We start from the raw sequence: 18,663 nt of genomic DNA on the forward strand, positions 1-18,663 counted from the left end.
GTGGTGCCAAATTTAATGGCAATCCCGCTTAGTGTATCACCTGCTTGGACGAAGTAAGTATTTTCGCTTGTTGGTTGACCAGTAACTTTAAGCACCTGACCAACGTTAATGTGGTTAGGATCACCAATGCTATTAATTGCTGCTAAGTTCTGGCAAGTGGTCCCATACTTTTCAGCAATTCCACTCAATGTATCGCCTGGCTGAACAATATAGGTTCCAGTAGCTGGGTGGCCAACATGTTGAACTGGCTGTGGCGCTGAAACGTTAATTTGAGGTACTGTACCAGCAGTTGCACCAGTGGTAAAGGCACCATCAAAGTCAAGGCTTGTATCAATACCCATAATACCATGATCGGTTGTTTGCCAAGCATTTGCGTTGTCAATACCTAATGAGGTTACACCATAACCAGCAACCCAAATCTTACGTGAACCAAAGCCGTGCGAATTAAGAATGCCACCGGTAAAGAAGGACTTCATGGAGTAAATTCCAGTGTTCTTATAGCCAAGAGCTTCTACTTCTTGGAGGAAGGCTAATGATGCTGATTGATAATCTGTGGCCGAATGAACTTCCGCATCATCAATCATCAAAGTATCGTCATACATACCAAATTGCTTAGCGATCTTAACGAAGAATCGAGCTTCATTTTGTGCATCAGCAATTGAAGTATACCGAGCAAAGTGGTAACAGGATACACGCAAGCCAACTGCTAGAGCATTACGAATTTGGGCAGCCGCACGCGGATTAACGTAAGCCGAACCATCTTCGGACCCTTCCGTTAATTTAACAACGACCCCTAATGCGCCCTGAGCTTTTGCAGCTTGGAAAAAGGCAACAGTATCTGGTTGGTAACTTGAAACATCGATGAATTGATTACGCATATTATTCTTCCCCTTTCATTGGATCGATTGCTGGTGCTTGTCCGGCTGCAATAGTAGCAGTTTTAGTTGATTGCGCTTGTTGTGATGTCGGATCAACGATTGGCGTTAATGTGGATAGCTCATAAGCGGATTGAACTGCTGATTGAACTTGCTTCATATCCACATTAAGACCCTTATTTTCAAGATAGGCTTGTACTTGGGTAACAGCTTCAGCAAACTTAGCTTGACCAGTCATATCTTTACCAACAAGCGAATTAACTACTGTCATTGATACTTGTTGAAGTAACGTCCACAATTCCTTTTGTTGGGCCGTTTTAGCGTGTTTGATCTTGCTATCTACAAATGGTTTACCGAATGCAACAGCGATGTAGATTAGCAATGCTAGAAAGCCTGAATTAATAATCCAATTAATAATGTCGTTTAGTGTTTTCATTTTTCGCCTCTCCTTTTGATAACTTCGGTTAGCTTTTCAACTTGCTCAGTCAAGTTCTTTACTTGCTTTTTTAGCAACTTCGTTTGTACTTCCAACTGCCGGACTTGACTAACTAGTTCGATATTTTGTCCTTTCAGATCGTCCCGTTCCTTTGTGAGTTTGTCCATTCGCTGAAAAAGTTCTTCGGTATGGTCTGCATAGATGTCCTCACGATTAGCTAAAACATCTAATGACTTCCCTTTGTAATTAAAAAAGGCTCCGAGGCCGCCACCTAGTAGAGAGCTAATGATTGCGACGATTACCTCCTTCACTTGCCATCGCCTCCGTATCTTGCCTCCACAAGTATTTGGATAAATACAAAGCCCGTCATGATCGTTTTAATTCCAATGATTCCGGGAAAGTAGATGTCTTGTAGCAGAAATGTCACAAAATAGGCACACCATAAAGAGCTAAGCATGATCATAGCAATAGATTTGGCATGGTACCGATTAAAGTTCGTCATACCAATTACAGTCGCTAGCAATCCCATCGCAATAAGAATGAAGGACCAGTTGATGTCCCCCATGTGATGGAAAGCGTGAACTAAGCGATTGTTTGGGTCATCTTGAAGCAAGTTACGTTGAAACACCAAGGCAAGCCCCACACATAACGTTTCAATACCAATTAGGGTTATGAAGATATTTCGCTTCACTTTCTCATCTCCTTTATATATTAGATATTCAATAGCCGCCCATAATAAAAGCCCCACTCAATCGAGCAGGGCTATTTATGTATTGTGTATTTCAACGGCGACAAGTACCTTTAACTATTCGTTTGTTTTATCCGCTGTCTTATCAGCAGAATCCGCGATTTCATCCTGTGCATTATATACCAAGTTTTGGAAATCTTGGGTGTCTTTTCGCACCACTTTCTTGTTAGCATCGTACAATTCTTTATTAGTGATGAAGGTATTAAAAGTATCATTACCGGCATCATCATCAAATATATTTGCAGTAAAGTTAGCGATTACTTGACCATTAACTGTAGACTTGCCTGTTAAAGTGATTGATTTTGTTGATTCAAGCATAATTACTTATCTCCTTTTTTATCATTTTGTTGTTTCAATTGTTCTAGTTGACCTTTTAATTGTTTATTTTCTTGATCTAGTTGGTTAGCCTTGGCTTCCCAAGAAGCTGCTGTATAATTAGCAACCGCCAATTTTTGATTAAGACTTTGAGCTACTAAATTCATATCAATATTATTTTGCATTTAATTGTTCCTCCAATTGTTGAACTTTCTTTTTTAATTTTCTAATTACAGGTATCAATGCTGGAGCTATTCGTTCATATTGAATACCTTCGATTTCGTGTGTTTGTGGGTTACGGCTTACGAAGAGATCTAAGCCTGCATCAGCTAAATCTTCGGCAATCATTCCAAAATATTTATTTGGTTTGATGTGCCGTTCGCCTTTTTGATAACGTTCCTTTTGTCCCTTGTCAATCCAGGTGGCCGTTGGTAACTCTAATAAACGATCACCATAATCTGTTGAATAATCACGCTGAATTTCAGTCTTGTATTTTGATGCAGAGGTAGAACGTACTAATGCTCCATCATTAGCAATAAACAAATTAGGAGCATCACCAGTAGTGTGACGCCATGCGGAAGATATATGGATATAGTCAGCATCCATATAGATTCGATTTCCTCTATTCCCATCCTGATCTTTCCCAATCGAAATAAATGGCTGTTCATCCCATAGTACTTTGTGAGTAGATCCCCCTAAAATTGTTACTGCCCCTGCGCTTTGAATTATAGCTCCCCGACCACCGTTTTGCAGAGCAATCTCTGAACCGTTATTTGCAGGATCCAAGCCATAAAGTCCACCATCATAATCTTTTGTTCTTAAGTACAATCCTTGATTACCAACAACTGCCATTCCCAAAAAATTAATGTTATTTCCATCGCCTAATTGAACGCTACCATATTTGAAGTCGTTATCGGCCGGACTCCATCCACTAGTAAGATCTAGTCGTCCGTTTGAAAAATAAAAACCACTATTAAAGGAATCAGTAACACTCATTCTTGCATTATCAATATCTATATTCAAAGCACCGGATGTTGAAGCAATCTTACCTCTGTTAAACAAAATTTCACCTGTGTCCAAACTTATTCGCAAATTTTGTCCGTTAATTGTTCCGCTAGTAATATTATTCGCATTCAGATTAACAACATTGATCCGACCAGCATCTAGTGTCCCAGCAGTAATCTTGTCAGCCGAAATATTGGTTATGGCCGCATCGGGGATAAATGCTTTACCAGAGAAGATAGTTGAACTAGCATCCATATAGATTTTGTCATTTTGGATTAACGTTGTACCGGCGGACATGTTGATTTGAGCGAGAGTATCATTCTTCTTTACAATCACGTTGGTAAAACGAGTAAAACCAAAGTTATCAAACTTTTGAATTGAAACCCAAATTTGTGCAGTAACAGCATTATCAGGAACCGTGATTGACCCTAAGGCTTGGCGACATTCCCATGCACCAATCCGTGAACCGCCTAACCATTGATCACTGCCATCTTTCATCTTGAAGTGGAGACCAAGAACGAAATCAATATCATTTTGATTATTAGCAAATACGCTTGTGTAATACCTGCCCCCAGGAATAACCGTAAATTCTTTGCCGTAGTAACCATCACGAGTAAATAGCACACCACAATTTTTTGTTGGTATTTCCGGCCAGTTGCTTTCGACGTGAATACTATCCGTCCAGCCATCATGGTTATCAAATGTTGGATTGCGACAAATATTAGATAAGTCACCTGCTGTCCCAAGCATTAAATTAATATTATTGGCTTGGGTCGTGATTTGACCCTGCAATCCATTAACTTTATCAGTTACTTCTCCTCTGAGCGTTGTAGCCGTTTGATTAATTTGTGATTGTAGGTTTCCATAATTACTACCAACTGTTGAGCGCAATCCATCTAATGATTGTGATAATTCTGAAAAAGCAATCTGAGATGCATTATCCGATGGAGCGTGCGAATACGGAGTGTCAATCTCTCCTCGCTCTACTTTGAGCTTTTTAAAGTAACCAGTGCCAGAACTACTATCATCAGCATTTTCATTCGTTTTACTATCAGCATGAGATAAATATACTGAAATGTTAGTAACTTTTTGAGAAGCGTCCGGTGTAATAAATGTATATCTATAATGTTGATATTCAAGGCCGGCCGATACACAACTCATTTGAGCGCTCCAAGACCAATTAGCAGTATAGGGATCAACAAAAATAAATTGTTGATGGTTTAATGCTTCTTGATCAACTTTTGCATCAATGGAAATTGTATATTTAGTATTCGGTTCAAGCGGTTCGGAGAAATAGTAATCTTTTATATCATAAGCCTTACCTGATATTTCTGATTCGCTTGTATCTTTTACTAAATTAACACCCCCACCACTAAACATGGGAATAGTGGTTTGTTGCACTTTTTGAAGAAAGCCGTCAGCAGTCTGTAGAAAACCAGAGTTAGTAAGAATATTACTTAGCCCTTGCCAGTTGCTATCAGATTTTATTGCATTAACTGCATCACTCTTAGCCGAATTAGTTCGGTTATCAGTCTCAGATTTAGTGTAGTAGCTACTAAATTGCTGTGAGTTAGTAGTAATTCGGGCTGATAGCTGAGTGATGTCATTTTGAAAATCTTGTGGGTTAGGACTCCACTCTGTTCCAGCATTTCCAATTTGAAGCATTGGGTGATGGTAAGTTGTAGTAAAATCTTTTCCTTCAATTTTCCCCATTGTTCCTGCGTAAAGATATACGCTATAGCTAGTTCCATCATCAGGAATCGTAAATGTTTTTGAGTGTCGTTTGTCATCTGCTGGAAAGACAAAATTTGCATTTCCAACTTCTTTATTCACAGCTTCATTAAATATTCGTACTGATGCTTCACCTACTCCATTGGTGCTAACAGCAGAAGAAGAAAAAGTATAAGTCTCACCGGGAGTTAAATTCCAATAGACAACTTGATATTTCCATGCTGGCCACGCATCCGTTGTTTTAGACTCAACAACAATATCAGTGCCACTATTAGGAATTAGATTCCGACCACCAATTTGCAAATTATTCATTCGGTCAGTGACACTGTTTAAATCAATCCGCAATCCATTAGCCGTAGCCTGAACATCTGCCGTCTTAGCGTAACCGTTTAAATCACTAGCCGTTAATCGAGCATTTAGAGCCTGATTAGTCAGATTCACAAAATTCGTGTAGGTAGTACTATCAACTTTACCAGCCAACATCGTTTGTAGATTCTGTGCATCAAGTTTTAATTGAGCAATATCACCGTTAGCAGTACCAAGCGTAGTTTGCAGACCTTTTACATCAACTTTGGTGGAATTAACATCTCCTGCTAAATTAGCATAATTGATGTTTAAGCCATCGACTGTTTTAGTTACCTCAGCAATGTTCTTACCTTGTGCTTGGGCCTGCTTGGTTAAATCAACAATTGAATTTTGAGCAGTGATGTATTTTTGCAGTGCATCAGACGCATCGGCCATTACCTTATTCAAGTTAGGAACAACATTGTTATCATATTGACCTTGTAAGTTAGCTACTGAATCGTTTAGCTTCTGTAAACTTTCATCAGCTTTTTGCTTGTTAGTGATAATATCAGCCTTAGCTTGATTGAGGCCTTGTTGAGCTTCCTTGACTTGGTTTAGCACTTCTCCATCCGCCAAGTCTTTACGAACCCACTTGCCGGATCCATCATCTTGCTTCTCAAAGACCCACAATTCCGTTGCGTTACCATTTTTCTTAAACCAAACATCGTTGAACTTAGCATTCCTAGGTGGCTCGGTAACGCTAGGAGGAAAAATAACAGTGCCGTCAGGTGCTTTACGTGCTTTTAATTCACTGATTGTTTGGGCGACCGTTCCTTGCCAAGCGATAGCCTGTCCGGTGCTTGATGATTGATCAGCTTTCGACGTTGCTGAAAGACCACCGTTAAAATCAAGCGTATAACCATTATTTGGCACTACAAATGAGTTACCTTGCTTATCCGTTAGCCTTAGCCAGTCCCCAGCTTCAATTGCCGGATTACCGAACCAGTTCAAGCTATAAGGATAAAACGTTATATCCTTGATTTCTTCCCAGATAGCATTGAGCCTAGCACCAGTCATAATGTTATTCTCTAGCTTTATCTGTGAACCAGTCACATCCCCAATTTGAAGCGTCTTGGTTTCTTCGGTATCTTCGCCGTCCCTTGTTTTTGTTGAAACAGTGACTTGGCATTGAATACCGTTGATCTTATAAGGCGCTTCGTTTTTAGTTAAGCCGCCTTGTTCATATTGCCCAGGATCTAACTCGTAGTTAGGCTCGGCAATTGTGCGGATAGTGAATAAGCCTTGCCGATCGAAAGTAGCATAACCAGCGTACAATTGAGCAATCCAGCCAAGTGCTTTCCGATAAGTCTGCCCAGTAATCGGAGCCGGTAAGTCTTCTTGGTGCGGTAATCGGGCTAAATCGTCTGTGTTAGCTTTAACACCCGCTTGCCCACATATTTCCGCAATCACGTCTACCACTTTTGCCGGATAATTCAATCTAGATTGATAAGCACCTTCAAGACCGCAGAAACGATCACTTGCATTAATCGTAGTTAGATTGTTGTTGCGGTCCATTTTTATTTCACTTGAAATTATAAAAACGCCCAACGGCTCATATACAAAGCCACTAGACGTTTTAACCCCTAAGCTAGGGATAACTTCCATTCCAAGTTTTAGACCTTCGATAAGATGTGAAAATTCAATCTCGACGCTATTGGAGTACGTTGAGCCGATACTGAAGGTGTCCCCCGTATAGGCACCTGAATCATACTTCAAACTATTAATATCAGTTGCCTTGTACGTTTTCCCGTTAACAACTACTTTAATATCTAATGTTCGTTGTGTGGCACGCCAAGCAGCTTGCACTTCTTTAGATTGTGTTAACACACTGACACCCCCTTTACTGCTCGATTAAATCAAACGACAAGCCTTTCCAAACCGGGAAGCCGTCCACAAAAGAGTACACGGGCGCTGTTCGGTCACCAACGTAAAATGTCCCTGATCGAACTTGCCCGTCTACTGGATCTAAATATTCAACACTAAAGAATTCAGCCTTAACAGAATCCAAAATCTTTGAACATTCGGCTACTGTTAAGGCGCCAAAAGCTAATGTTATTTTTCTTTTAGTTGCAACTCGATCACGATGTAAAAGGCCTTGCGCATCACGTGTCGCCTTTGCATCAATATCTTGAATAGCAACTTGCATTGTTTGTGGGGCGGGATTAACCACTGTCCCAGAAATTTTTAGAGAATACAAACATTCATCTCCTCCTTAGATATTTAACATATTCCTACCATTGCGTCGATTGATAGTATTAATGCCCTTAATTGCGTGCTCACCGAATGACTCATCACCAATCTTTACAGATAGGTGAAGGTCAATCGGCTGTCCATTGTTACTATTCACGTTCTGCATTTGCAATGCTTGAACGATTGCATTAACTAAGTTAGTGCTCATTTCCTTAAAGCCACTATTTTGCATTGTTACATCATTGTTTGATGAAGATTCAGCATACATAGAATTTGGAGTAATTGACTTATTTGAAAGAGCTGTTGGGAGTTGTAATCCTCCGCCAAAGTTCTGATTCATAAATGCAATTGCTTCGTTAATCCGTTGCATACCTAGTTCACGGTTCATTAATGGAATAATCATTTCGGGTTTATCACCTTCACCAATTTCATAGAAGCCGTGCTTAGAAATTAAGCCCCCGTCTTCATAACCGTGTCCGTGACCAATAACTGCCAACATTGAAGACCCATAACGATGCTTAGCGTAATTAATAGCAGCAAGCATATTATCGTAACCCTTCATGATGTTGTGATGACCAGGGAAAGCATAAGCATTAAATGTTCCTGGCTTTGTTTGTAAAAGGCCAGTTGCATTTCCATCAGCCAGGCCATCGTTACCACCAATAGCACGTTCGTTACCGCCTGACTCTGTTTGAATCTGACGAACCCATGCGTTTACATAAGCCGGTGACGCAGGCAAGCCGTTCTTACGCAATGCTTTCTTAACAGCACTACGCCAACCCTCCGCACCTGGTCCGGTTTGATGAGTTGCACCACCGAATTGGTCGATCACCTTGCGAGCCCAATTGATCATACCTTTCTTTTCGGTGTTAACGGCACCTTTAGCAAGTTTAAGTGGCGTTTCACCCGCTCCCCAATCATAGGTAACGAATTTATCGACAATATAGTTAACAAGTTTTTCAGGATGAGCAATGTCATCGGTAACGTTTTCCAACTCATCCATAGCGCTATCAAATACATCACTAATCCCACCGAATAAGCCGCCTAAGTTTAAGCTACTAAGTGCGCGACTAATTCCGCTAAAGTCAAAATTGAAGCTACCGATTCCACCAGCATACTTAGGAATCATGCTTGCTAATTCATTAGCAGTATTTGTAGCAGTCTTGACCTTAGTACCAGCTGGCAGATAAGTTAGGAAATTACGTTTAGCAGGGAATAGTCCTTGCTCACCATTAGGGAGCTCATAACTTTCTCGGTAAATGTCACCATCTTGGTCATTAACTAATGCTAATCCACCTGGGTGATTTTGCGTCCCTGTTTTGTAGGCGTTCCAGTTAAAATAACCCCAACCAACAGAACCGCCACCAAGCTTCCCTAATACCCAGTTAATTCCTTCGCGAATTTTATCGGTTGCTTTTTGAACAGGTCTAACAATAGCATCAACAACTTTACCAACAGCACTACTAATATTATGAAGTCCACTAGTAATACCGCCACCAATAGTGCTACCAAGTCCACCAGCCCATGAGCTAAGTGTTCTCGAAGTACCATCTCTAAAATTAGAAACCCAACTGCCTAATCGTTCACCAGCATTCTTAGCTGCATTGTAAGCACCGCTAATACCGTTGCTTACATGACCCCCTAAATTACCGGCCCAATTATGAATACTATTATTAGCATCGTTAAAGAAACTTCTAGTCCATTCAGATAACTTGTTACCAGCATTAGTAGAACCTGAGCGTGAAGATTCAGAACCATTATTGATATGGTCACCTAAGTTCTCAGCCCATGAGCGTACTCGTTGGCTAGCAGATTCTCTGAAATCAGTAGTCCATTCCTTTAGCTTTGTTCCGGCATTTTTAGCAAACTTCTTACCTTTTTCTACATCAGTATTAATATTAGAACCAATTTTTTGAGCCCATTTTTTGATGTCTTTCTTGGCATCATCAACAAATCCAGTAGTCCAAGATTTAAGCTTGTTACTACCAGCAACAGCAAACTTCTTACTCTTTTCAACATCTTTATTGAAGTTAGTTCCGATACTTGAGGCCCACTTCTTTAATGTCTTTTGAGTGTCACTGATGAAGCCAGTAGTCCATTTTCCAATGTTCTTACCAGCTTTTTCAATATCTTTCTTGCCTTTGCTAATGTAATTACCAATATCTTTTCCAACTGATTTGGCCCAATCGGCCGCCTTATCAGGAAGTTTCTTGGCCCATTTAAGAATGCTTTGACCGGTTTTAGTATCTTTTAGAAACCACGTGGCAACTGCTGCAATTGGATTAATCATGAATTCGACAACTTTTATCCAATTCTTTTTGATCCAATCTAAAGATTCACCAAACCATTTTGTAATTGATTTCCAAACATCATTACAAAAGTCACGGAACTTTTTATTGTGCTTATATAGAGCTACAAATCCAGCAACTAAAGCAGCAATAGCAGTTACAACTAAGATAATAGGATTGGCTTCCATTACAAGGTTAAGAGCGCCTTGTGCAACAGCAGCGGCCTTTCCCCAGATAGACCAGTTTTTCAGTGCTTTGACGCCCGTAACAAGTCCTGTCCAGCTCATAACAGCAAGTTTCTTGGTACCACTAACAAAAGATAGAAAACCAGACCATGAAAGTTTGGCTAAGGTTTTTATCGTTTCTCCAGCTTTTAAGAAACTCGTCCAAGTGAGTTTTGCTAAATCTTTTGCATCCTTAACAAAATTATTCCAATTCTGAACTGCTAACGTCTTTGTTACGTCCTTAATTGTCTTCAAATCTGTAACAGCTTTTTTTAGATCTGATAACCCTGTTATTTTTCCAAAGAATTCCGAAAGAAGGTGCTTATTTGCAGAAATAACAGTAGCTTTATCAATAATCTTTCCAAGAAAGCCTGTAGCATCACTAACAGTTTTAGTTGATACCTTAAATGCAAACATGGTCACTAGAACCTTAGCCATATTCTCAACAGCTTTGTGGTGTCTATCAACCCAGTCTGAAATAACGTTTAAGGCACTTGCTAATGCTTTCAATACATTAACAACTGAACCACCTGTCCATTTAGCAATCGGTTCGAAAAAGTCATCCCAAATCCATTGGAACGCTGGCTTTGCGGCTTGAATAACAGAGTGTACAAGCTTTAAAGCGGCTGCTAAAAAATTAAAGAAATCAGGAATTAACTTTGTAATCGTAAACTTAGCCAATGGTAACAAGACATTCTTATAAGCCCATTCCAATCCGTCCCAAACGTCTTTCGTTACTGGTCGAATTGACTTCAGCAATGTATCAATTGATTGAAGCAATGGAGTAAAATCAAGTTTCTTAGCCCAATTAGCGGTATAGTTTGCCATGTCGCTTAAAGCACCAAGCATATCATCTACCATACCCAACAAGGTCTTAAAGATAGATGTTCCAACACCGCCATGTTGCCATGCTTTGTCAAATTGACTTGCGAGATTACCAACGATATTAGCAAGACCAGTAAACAGCTCAATTAAATGTGCTGCTATACGTTCACCAGTACCATCATTCCACGCTTCTCTAAATGAAGTGGCTATATGGTGTATCAATTCTAGGACGTTGTTCAAAGCGTTGAAAATAGCTTGAATAAACTTTGTGCCACGTCCGCCTTCTTCCCACGCTTCCGCAAACGCTCTCGCTATATCACCAATGATATTCAGCATATCAGCCAGCAATTGTAGAATATTCTCAACGGTTCTTTGTCCTGTTCCGTTATCCCACACATGCATGAACGAGTGACCGACATCACCTAATAATCGCTTAATTTCTGACCATGAATACTTAGCAGCATCAACAACAGCTTGGCCCTTTTCGTCCCAAGCTTTCTTCATGGGGTCAAACAGTTCTCCTAAAACCTTTTTAACCCTATTAGCTGCATCAATTGCATTTTGAGAAGCTTCTAAAGGAACATTCCAATCTAAGCCAGGATCTTCATCCTCACCAGCGCTGCCATCGTCAACACCAGGATCATCAAAGATTGGTGTATCCTGCTTTTGCTGTGGAGTGAATTTCTCTAGTGGCTGAGCTTCAAAGCTACCATTATCGCTATTGTTTTTGTTATTATCCAAAACATTTAACTCATCAAAGCCCATGAGTGATGCTTGAAGGTCTTCATTAGCCTTTTTGGTATCTTCAAAGGCTTTTTTAGCTTGTTCGTTAGCAGCCTTAATCTTTTCGTTTTCAGCCGCTACTGCCGCTGCACCTTGACGGTTAGCTTCGGCAATTTGTTGATTAGCACGCTGAACCGCTTTCGCTTGCTCCTGCTGTTGCTTCTTGACCGCATCACTGGCTTTACTTGCTGCTTTTGAAGTATCGTTCATTGCACGAACTTGGTTATAAAGTCCTTGTGCCCCACTCCGAGCACCAGAAAGACTCATCCCAGTTAACGCAGAAGTAAATTGAGCAATCCAACCAGTTGCTTTACGTAAGGCATTCATTAGCGCGTTAATCGCTGGTAAAACATAACTATAGATCGGATAGAAAGCAGTAAGCAAATTAACCTTAATTGCATTGAAGCTACTTGCAAACTGTCGGTTAGTCATCAAGGCTGAACCCATTCCCTGAGCAAGCATCATAATTCCTTGATACAGTAGCGTGAATACAATTAACTGACTAGCCAACATGCCCATTGCCATTTTTACGCCCTTTAATCGTTCACTGAGTAAAGAAGCGCTTGTACCAGCTCTTCTCATTGAGGAACTACCACTATCACCCATGCGTCTAAATGACGAGGTGACGTTTGAAATGGTATTTCGTAATCGACTAAGCCGTGAACTTGTATTTGAAGCAGTATTACCTTCTTGAGCGAGCGTAGTGTTCACTCTTGAAGAAGCATTTCGTAACTCATCTCCACGAGAACTAACGTAACTATAAGCCTTAGCTAATTCATTACTTCGATTTACAAGACGTTTGTACTCTGCTTCGGCTTCTTTAAGTTCCTTGTTATTACCAGATGATCTACCAAGAACAGCATCTTGTGCTTTGGTTTCCGCAATAGTACGCCTAATCCGTTCAATCTTTGCTTCCGTTTGATCCATCTCACGTTCAATACGTTTGAGTGAATTTGGAATAGTATTAAGCTCTTGCGACATTTCTTGTGCAAGGGCTTTGGCTTGGTTCTGATAACGCTCCATCTTGACTTGTGCATTAGCAATCTGATCATCAAGTCGCATTGCTCTAACCTGACTGCCTTGTTTGCTCATATCAAGGTTATCTCTGCTAGCCATCAATGTTGCTATTCTACGTTGCATTGATTGCGCCTGTTGCATTTTTTCGTTGATGTGGGATACAAGGCCATCAATTTCCTTCTTAGCTCGGGAAACTTCCGCTTGAATTTCATCATCAATCCCTAAATCAACAGGCCTTTTAGGCATATAGCTCTGAATTCTTTTTTCTTGGTAGTCATTGAAGCTTGAGTTTTCTATTCTTGGCCTAGGCTTTTCTTTAGGACGTACTTCTTGTTGAGCTTGTTTAACAGGGATATCACCTACAGTTTCACGAGCTACCTTAGTTTGCTGAGCAATTCGTTGTTGCATGTTAGATGCTTCTTGTAAGCGAGCAGTTAAACTATCCAGGCTTTTTTCTGATTCATTAACGGCTTCTTTGGAACTTTCGGCTTGAGCCTTGTTTCCTTCGATAATCCTATTAGTTGCATCATTCTGCACACTAGCCGTACGCTCAATAGATTTTTGCTTAGAGTTTTCAGCTTCTTCACGTTGACGAACTTCTTCTTTGGCTTTCTCATTTGCTTTAGAAACGTTATCGTTCATATTCTGCTGAATACGATCCAAGTTACTTTGAATTTTAGCTTGCATATCGTTGGTTTTTTGGCCGATAAGACTAGTCAACTCATCCATTTTTTGGAGTACATCTCCATAATTAGCTCTAAACCTTAACTCAAGTTCTTCCAAGTCCATTAGTTCTCACCTCCATTCTTATCTTTATTGAATTGTTTAATGCGTTGAGCTTGTTGCATAAACAGCGCCTGGTCACGTTTCCAATCCGGTTCTTCTTCTGTCAGTGATTGTTGCGCCTGCACTTCTGTTTCTTTAACAAAAGGATAAGCTTCTTCAACCTTTGGCATCTTAGCAGGATCATTAACCGCAAATGCTATTAGCTCACTCATTCGGTGATCCATGTAAGCTTTAGTCCGCATATCCTCTAACTTGCGCTTGTTGTTAGCTGATATTTGGGTCATAAGTTCCGCAAGGTCAAAGTCCCAGAAGTGTTCAGCATCAATCCCTGACTCCACAGCAATCGGATAAAGGTGTTTAAACAATTCTGAAACTGTTTCAAAGCGTTCCTCTTCTACAGAAGACCGTCCTCCGTTTCCTCGTCCGCGTCTAGCGTTACTTCCGATTCCGTAGCGGTCTTGGAACCCTTCTTCTTTTTGCCAAAAAAACCAGATTCTTCAAACAGATCCATTAAGTCGTTAAATAAATCCATTGTCGTGTTACCTTCGTCAAGGTACTTTTCAAAGGCTGCTACTAGACGCTTATCGGTTACGCCGTGCTTTTGATTAGCCCCTTGTAAAACGATTAAGATTTCGTTGACCGGTGGCAACTTCTGACCACCGCGAGAGTCCATAAAGAGCGACATCATTGACTTACCAAGACGGCGCTCAATCTTAAAGACTTCACGTCCGCCTAACTTCAATTCGAGTTCTAAATCACCGAGTTGCATTGTCTTTGTTGCTTTCTTAGCAGTAGTTGCCATAAATAAATCTCTCCTTTAGTTGTTTTTTGCTTGCAAAAAATAGACGTGGGAATCGAACCCACGTCTATCAGTTCTATTCGTGTGTATCAGTAGCGCTATCACCGTCAGCAGCCGTGAAATGTGGACCATCTGATACGGTAATAGTGATTGTGTAACCCAGTGCACCGTTAACAGCTACGGATGCAAACTTAATATTGTATGATCCACGCATTGTAGCAGTCATACCATCTGGGTAAGTAACACGCCATTGGTATTGCTTCCGGTCACCCGCTTGTTTTAGGGCTTTAGCAAAACTAGCACCCTTATATACGGCTTGGAACTGAACGTTAGAAGCGTTTTGAATACCTTCAACTTGCTTCCGACGATCATCGGCTAAGGTAGTAACATCAACCTTTTCTGTATCCCCACCAAGTTCAGGAACCGTCTTAATATCAGCAATTTCTTCCCAGGTAGTACCGTCTGTTGAACGTTCAAGCTTAGTGCCCGTACCAACAAGACCTTCTGTACTATCAACAGCAAAGCGTTGTAAATCTAAATTTAAAAGATCACTATATAATTTTCCTTTTGTCATTTTTTATCCTTTCTGGTAAACACGTCTGCTTGTATTATCAACAACGCCGCTGAATACAATTACAGTTCGTGTTACTCCGTTCAAGTCCTGGTCACCGACATCATTCGAGAAGCCCATAGCCGAGAACTTTGCAATAATTTCGTTTTTAAGTTTTGTCAGCGAACCCTTGTCAGTGTACAAGTCAATCGTTATCTGCCATTCCGTGTCTGTTTCTTCTTGATAGTTGTTTCTGATATAAGACCGTTGAGTTGTCTTATAGATAGCAGTAGGAAACGTGGTGAATTTATCAGGATATGAAGGAGAAACATTTTTAAGAGTAGGAATTGATTTTAGAGTCTTAAAGACAAGGGACTTGACGTTGTAAATTTGCATCTAATCACCCAGCTTCTCGCGAAGTTCTTGATCAACTGACTGCTTAATTATTGAAGGAGCTTTCTTTGCAATTTTTTTAGCCGCAGGGGTCATGAACTGTCTTGCCGGTTGCCCGGCGGTGCGATAAAAGTATTTACCCTTGATTTTCACCTTTGGAATGCCGTATATCTTCGTCAGATTAACGTCAACTTCTTCAGCAGGGATATACCAAGGTGTTTGTCGGTAAGTTATGGCAACGTTAGGTGGTAACTCCTTACTAGAAGCTTCACCGACTTTACCAGTCCCAAACTCTCGGAAAATAGCAATCATCGAGGAGTTCCACCAGCGTCCGACAATCTCGTCACCATCAATTTTAACTTCATGCTTAAAGCTTCTTGCTAGCTCCCCTGTTGAATACTGAATACTGCTTTGCAATTCGTCAACAGCGTAGGCTTCCGCCTGTTCGAGTGCAGTTTCTTGTCCGTTTGCCGCACCATCAGCCAACGCTTTGGGGAGTTTACGCAGTTTTGCCCTTAACTCGTTCAGACCAACGATTTCAACTTCAATCATCCTGCTCATCTCTCTTAATTCGTTCTAGGGTGATGTTTTTATGCGTAGAATATTCCTGAATTGCTGTGATCTTGTAATCAGGATCAACATTTTCAGAAACATTCAAACATACCCCGAAGCCTTCGCCGTGACCTTCTGAAAGCTCATTGCCTTGATACTTGCACGTTTTAACGTACTTAATATCCTTCCCGTAGATTTGAGCATTAACTGCACCGCTGGCCGATTGAACGTTCATTCTAATTGCTTGCGGCTCTCCCCACCCGGCAATGTCGTAGCCCTCTTCATCTTGGGTATTTTCCGGCTTCTTAATATAGACCGTTACGAGGTCACTCTCTTTTAGTCTCATAGCTTCTTCACCTTCGCAATTCGATAGCGATTTAAGCCTTGCCGAATATCCTTAGGTATACCGACTTCTAGGGAGTTAGTAACGCCACCTTCGCTTCGTTGCGCTTCACCTTCAATACCCAAGCGATTGTAATTGATAACAGCCAGCCGTTTAACGTAGACACCAAGATTGCCGATCAGCTCCTTTTGCCCGGTGTAATCAAGTACCTGGGCGATGGCTTCTTCTACAAGGTCAGACAGCAAGGCATCATCTGTTACATGTAATCGCAAGCCCAGAGAAGTAATTAGCGTTGATTTTTGTTTGTCCACATTAAACACCCCAAATCGAATTAGAGAACTTTGGCTTGGAATACATCATCAGCACTTGCAAATGAAGGAAGCATGGTTGCGGCCGCTAATACCCAAGTTCCGATTGGGTCTTCGCCAGATTCATAAATTTTAGCCATAACATTACCAACTTCTGATACTTGCGCATTAGTTGAGATCAAGCGGTTTTCTTCGGGAGTTGGTCCATAGATCTTTTCACCTGGTACTTCATCATTAAAGAGAACGATCCGATCTTCTGGGAAGTAAGTTTGTGTTTTAACTTTACCCTTAGCGTCTTCCTCACGATACTTACCAGCATATGCACGAATAACCGGAAGTCCCTGTGCAACCATGAACTGATCTAAATCAGCTTGACCAACAACCCGACCGGTATCTTTACCAAAGATCGCTTCCTTAATTTCAGTACTACGCATTAATGTCCGTAATACCTTCTTAGAGGTCAATGCACGCGTTGGGGTAATATCGAGCTTATCAGACCAATCTTGTAAGTTTTCAATGATTGAAGCACTACCGCTATCCCAAGTAGTATTACTTGCTAATGCAGTTTGATGCTCTTTTGGAACTTGATAATCAATGGAAATCCCGTTGTCCTTATCAGTAATCTTACCAGTAGCAAACATTTCCATTGTCATCTTTTCACCACGTGCCTTAACTGCTTGTACCATTGCATCAATATCATTGAACACATATTGCTTTAAGTAGTTAGCTTCGGCATTATTACGCGGATAACGTAACTTGATTAGCATTTCTTCGGTAATTTGCATCTTGCGCTTTACATATGCTAATTCAGCAGTCATCTTACTTGCTTCACGACTACCGATTTCGGCTTCAGCATCAAAGGCTGAGTAGCTAGCAATTGTTGGGACACGACTACCAGCTTTTAAGATATCAACTTCGAGTGTTGGAACTTTAGTTGCTGGAAATAAAGTATCACCTAACATATCTGGATATTGACGATTACGAGTATAATCAAGCACCGTATTCTGATCGAACATATCAAGAATTGGTGTGGCAAAACGTTGTAAATCTAGCTTAAGTGTTTGCTTATTCATCTATTATCTCCTCCTCACTATTGATTTACTTTTGGATCTGTTGGGGCAGTATCAGCAGTCGTGTCTAAATCCTTAAAATGAATTGCTGTCATTGCTTTAATTGCGTCTGTGGATGGAGTTGGAGTTAATCGTTGACTCAATACCCAACCTTCACGCATAACAGCTACCATTTGATTAGAACCGTCTTCTGATACATATACATCGTTAACAGTAATACCAACCGCCTTTGCATCATTTGTTGGGTATACTGTCCCAGCAGGTACATACTTGCGTCCTAAGTCATCAATTTGGACATTGTAATTGTCCTTGTTAATTGTTTCAGGGAAAGCAGTGAACTTCTCAGAAGCAAGGAAGTTTAATTGCTTACCATCTTGAAATCGTGTGTACATTAATTGTCATTCTCCTTTCTTATTTCCAAAAATCACTTTCAGATTTATTAGCACTATTAGCCTTTTCAGCATAAAGCTCACCAGCCGATTTATGAGTCAAATTATCATCCGTACTCTTAGGTGTTCGTGAGCCTTGTGCTAACCGAGTTTCAACGGCATCATGAACAGCGCTACGAAATACTTCGCTTACCCGTTCATATGTTTCGTTCATATTGTCTTCATTAGCTAGAACATCATCAAAAACATCAACTAACCCAGTAGGCAAACCGTCATCAACTAAACGAGAAGCAAGCTTACTCCGATTCTCACGCTTAGTAACATCAGCTTCACGAGCAGATAAAGCTTCTTCCCGTTGCTTAAAGTCATCCTCACGTCGTTCTTCTTCGGTCATATTCTTGCGATCCTTAGCTTTCTTTTCCTTATCGCTTTGTTCCTTTTCCCAGTTAGCCTTAGCAGTCCCTAATGCCTTGTCTAACTTCTTATCAAAATAAGAATCCAATTCTGATTGGGTCTGGAACGTCATGAAAGGCTTATTTTGCGTATCAGAATCATCATTAGTATCCGTTGCTTCGTTTTCTGTATCAGCACCTCTTTCTCCATCTTGTCCTTCATCTGCAAATCGTTGTAAGTTCAGCTTTAGCAAATTACTGTAAAACTTTACTTTTTCCATAGATATAATCCTTTCTAC

General features: G+C 40.6%; 19 protein-coding genes. All 19 read right to left on the reverse strand.

Features of this window, described 5'->3' with window-relative positions; all coding sequences use genetic code 11:
* A partial coding sequence (locus tag H5R88_RS07580) for a GH25 family lysozyme (RefSeq protein ID WP_182600685.1) occupies positions 1-878 on the reverse strand: 878 nt, incomplete at its 3' end.
* 1 nt (position 879) lies between these two features.
* Positions 880-1,311 carry a phage holin, LLH family gene (locus H5R88_RS07585; RefSeq protein ID WP_231824887.1) on the reverse strand — a complete coding sequence of 144 codons (432 nt, stop codon included), beginning with the start codon at positions 1,309-1,311 and terminating at the stop codon, positions 880-882.
* Complete coding sequence (locus tag H5R88_RS07590; protein WP_182600686.1) at positions 1,308-1,622, reverse strand: GAS domain-containing protein; 315 nt, start codon at positions 1,620-1,622, stop codon at positions 1,308-1,310. Before H5R88_RS07590 ends, H5R88_RS07585 begins: the two co-directional genes overlap by 4 nt.
* On the reverse strand, positions 1,619-2,002 hold the full coding sequence (locus tag H5R88_RS07595) for a hypothetical protein (protein WP_182600687.1): 384 nt from the start codon (positions 2,000-2,002) through the stop codon (positions 1,619-1,621). Before H5R88_RS07595 ends, H5R88_RS07590 begins: the two co-directional genes overlap by 4 nt.
* 114 nt (positions 2,003-2,116) lie before the next feature.
* A complete protein-coding gene (locus H5R88_RS07600; protein ID WP_182600688.1) occupies positions 2,117-2,377 on the reverse strand; it encodes a hypothetical protein in 261 nt (86 codons plus the stop codon).
* A gap of 2 nt (positions 2,378-2,379) precedes the next feature.
* A complete protein-coding gene (locus H5R88_RS07605; protein WP_182600689.1) occupies positions 2,380-2,559 on the reverse strand; it encodes a hypothetical protein in 180 nt (59 codons plus the stop codon).
* Positions 2,549-7,282, reverse strand: coding sequence for a hypothetical protein (locus tag H5R88_RS07610; protein WP_182600690.1), 4,734 nt, complete (start codon positions 7,280-7,282; stop codon positions 2,549-2,551). Before H5R88_RS07610 ends, H5R88_RS07605 begins: the two co-directional genes overlap by 11 nt.
* A 13-nt stretch (positions 7,283-7,295) precedes the next feature.
* Positions 7,296-7,652: a DUF6711 family protein gene (locus tag H5R88_RS07615; RefSeq protein WP_182600691.1), complete on the reverse strand. Its 357-nt coding sequence runs from the start codon at positions 7,650-7,652 to the stop codon at positions 7,296-7,298.
* A 15-nt stretch (positions 7,653-7,667) separates the two neighbouring features.
* Positions 7,668-13,571: a lytic transglycosylase gene (locus tag H5R88_RS07620; protein ID WP_182600692.1), complete on the reverse strand. Its 5,904-nt coding sequence runs from the start codon at positions 13,569-13,571 to the stop codon at positions 7,668-7,670.
* Positions 13,571-13,852 carry a hypothetical protein gene (locus H5R88_RS07625; RefSeq protein WP_182600732.1) on the reverse strand — a complete coding sequence of 94 codons (282 nt, stop codon included), beginning with the start codon at positions 13,850-13,852 and terminating at the stop codon, positions 13,571-13,573. The genes H5R88_RS07620 and H5R88_RS07625 overlap by 1 nt, the downstream gene beginning before the upstream one ends.
* Positions 13,853-13,962: 110 nt before the next feature.
* On the reverse strand, positions 13,963-14,370 hold the full coding sequence (locus tag H5R88_RS07630) for a DUF6096 family protein (protein ID WP_182600693.1): 408 nt from the start codon (positions 14,368-14,370) through the stop codon (positions 13,963-13,965).
* 73 nt (positions 14,371-14,443) lie between these two features.
* Positions 14,444-14,941, reverse strand: a complete 498-nt coding sequence (locus H5R88_RS07635) for a phage tail tube protein (RefSeq protein WP_182600694.1) — start codon at positions 14,939-14,941, stop codon at positions 14,444-14,446.
* A 3-nt stretch (positions 14,942-14,944) separates the two neighbouring features.
* Positions 14,945-15,313, reverse strand: a complete 369-nt coding sequence (locus H5R88_RS07640) for a hypothetical protein (protein WP_182600695.1) — start codon at positions 15,311-15,313, stop codon at positions 14,945-14,947.
* Positions 15,314-15,862: an HK97-gp10 family putative phage morphogenesis protein gene (locus tag H5R88_RS07645; RefSeq protein ID WP_182600696.1), complete on the reverse strand. Its 549-nt coding sequence runs from the start codon at positions 15,860-15,862 to the stop codon at positions 15,314-15,316.
* On the reverse strand, positions 15,855-16,208 hold the full coding sequence (locus tag H5R88_RS07650; RefSeq protein ID WP_182600697.1) for a hypothetical protein: 354 nt from the start codon (positions 16,206-16,208) through the stop codon (positions 15,855-15,857). Before H5R88_RS07650 ends, H5R88_RS07645 begins: the two co-directional genes overlap by 8 nt.
* Positions 16,205-16,516 (reverse strand): phage head-tail connector protein, encoded by a 312-nt coding sequence (locus tag H5R88_RS07655; protein WP_231824889.1) that lies wholly within the window; start codon positions 16,514-16,516, stop codon positions 16,205-16,207. Before H5R88_RS07655 ends, H5R88_RS07650 begins: the two co-directional genes overlap by 4 nt.
* A gap of 20 nt (positions 16,517-16,536) precedes the next feature.
* On the reverse strand, positions 16,537-17,586 hold the full coding sequence (locus H5R88_RS07660) for a major capsid protein (RefSeq protein WP_182600699.1): 1,050 nt from the start codon (positions 17,584-17,586) through the stop codon (positions 16,537-16,539).
* A 17-nt stretch (positions 17,587-17,603) separates the two neighbouring features.
* On the reverse strand, positions 17,604-17,975 hold the full coding sequence (locus H5R88_RS07665) for a hypothetical protein (protein ID WP_182600700.1): 372 nt from the start codon (positions 17,973-17,975) through the stop codon (positions 17,604-17,606).
* A 19-nt stretch (positions 17,976-17,994) separates the two neighbouring features.
* Positions 17,995-18,645, reverse strand: a complete 651-nt coding sequence (locus tag H5R88_RS07670) for a DUF4355 domain-containing protein (RefSeq protein WP_182600701.1) — start codon at positions 18,643-18,645, stop codon at positions 17,995-17,997.
* Between the last annotated feature and the right edge of the window lie 18 nt (positions 18,646-18,663).

Source organism: Limosilactobacillus agrestis (assembly GCF_014145585.1).
Taxonomy (GTDB): domain Bacteria; phylum Bacillota; class Bacilli; order Lactobacillales; family Lactobacillaceae; genus Limosilactobacillus; species Limosilactobacillus agrestis.